The organism is Agrobacterium sp. fls2-241-TYG-188a, from assembly GCF_030209845.1.
The window spans coordinates 1-1,108 of record NZ_JARVRD010000015.1 but is presented as its reverse complement, the minus strand read 5'-3'; the positions used below and the strand labels follow the sequence as shown (position 1 = coordinate 1,108).

Genomic DNA, 1,108 nt, shown 5'->3' with positions numbered 1-1,108 from the left:
ATGCCCTTAATTCACTTCTTCGTTCTCATTGTCTATGCTCATCCATAGCCGTCCCAAAGGGCGGCAATCCGATTACCTTTTACAATCAGATTATTTCTCGATGACATCGACGTGTCGGTATGGTCTCCATTGAGGGCACGCCGGTGCACCTCGAAGCCATACCATTAAGACCAGCTTCTCGAGATATCATCCGGTGATGCGCGGTCAGGCAACACCAATCCAGCATTTCCATCAGAGATTTTTTCGCTCACGCTTGACAGAACCTTTCGGTTCTTGCTCCGCGGGGGCGCCAAACGATTGGCGACGGCCTTACGGCCTACCAAAATTTGGTCAACAACAAAAATGCCTAGGACAAGCTTTCCTACCTACCTCCAATCCCTCCACCAATTCCGGCCGACTAAGCCATCTCAAGGTTTCTCTGGGACTGGGCTCGGACGTCTTGAACCAATGGCTCAAAACACCTGGAAGCTTCCAGACATATCTTCTCTTCACAATGCATACAGAACAGGCACAATCTCGCTTGAGACGTGCAAACTTTTATTTCTCCAAAAGGATATCCAAGACCATCGATCTCGCAAGCTGCACACGGCAATCACGGTTGCGATTGGTGGAGCTTATCGGGATCGAACCGATGACCCCCTGCTTGCAAAGCAGGTGCTCTCCCAGCTGAGCTAAAGCCCCAACCATCACAAACACCCAAACAGCCAAGCCGTCAGGGATCAGGTAATCTAAACAAACCATTGGTGGGCCCGGGTAGACTTGAACTACCGACCCCACGCTTATCAAGCGTGTGCTCTAACCAACTGAGCTACGGGCCCATCTCGCCGAGCGCATGATAACCTCAAATGAAGCCACCATACAGGCCAGAGGCCGTCGCCGGTCGTCCGGCGCCCTCGCGGAGCCAGGATCGAAAATCCGACAGGCGTGAGCGCAAACCAAAGGTTTATATCCTTTTTGAAGAAAGAGAAACGTGGACGGCGACACTTGCCATACCAATCCGATTGCCGAAGCAATTCCGTGGCGTATTGCGTTTCGATGGTCGCCTGACTGGCGCCATCTATTGTTCTAAAAAGCACGGGAAAGTTCATACCATTCTAGATGGTCGTCT

General features: G+C 51.6%; 2 tRNA genes. Both read right to left on the bottom strand.

The features are described 5' to 3' along the window. Positions 1-605: 605 nt before the first annotated feature. Positions 606-681 (bottom strand) — tRNA-Ala (locus QRN85_RS24365). A gap of 60 nt (positions 682-741) precedes the next feature. Further along, positions 742-818, bottom strand: a tRNA-Ile gene (locus QRN85_RS24360). Positions 819-1,108: the final 290 nt, after the last annotated feature.